Annotated in this window: 1 protein-coding gene; it reads left to right on the top strand. The window is 27.9% G+C overall.

Translation table 11 applies throughout. From position 1 onward, the window contains the following. Nucleotides 1–433 (top strand): hypothetical protein (locus C1I98_RS42475; RefSeq protein WP_199537604.1); only part of this gene is annotated, 433 nt, incomplete at both ends.

The following is a 433-nucleotide window of genomic DNA, read 5'->3' as shown; positions in this document are numbered from 1 at the left end:
GGCAAGGAGGAACTGAAACAGTAATAAAAAAGGTGTTAAAAAGGTTTGATAAAAAGAGCCAATTTAATGTTAAACTCCTCTTGTTAGGTGAACCCCAAAAAAATGACTGGCTAAAAGATATTGATGAAAAACAGTTGATTATTTGTGAGAGTCACAACAAAATTTTAAGAATATTTTGGTTTGTTCGCTTTTTACTGACAGAACATATAAATGATTTAATTATTATAAATACGCAATTGATTCATATTGCACATTTAGTAAAAGGAATTTTTAAGCGAGATTTTTTAATTTATTCTTGGATACATTTTTCTTTGGATAATTCTAATACGGTGAATCTAACTTATTTAAAAGAAGCAGATAAGCATTTGGCAATTAGTAGCGGTATAAAAAAACAACTTATTAATTTGGAAATCAGCCCCAGGAATATTGAATT

Origin of the sequence: Spongiactinospora gelatinilytica (assembly GCF_003236385.1) — a bacterium.
GTDB classification, from domain to species: domain Bacteria; phylum Actinomycetota; class Actinomycetes; order Streptosporangiales; family Streptosporangiaceae; genus Spongiactinospora; species Spongiactinospora gelatinilytica.
The sequence above is the reverse complement of the archived record's forward strand: the minus strand, read 5'-3'. Positions and strand labels throughout refer to the sequence as shown.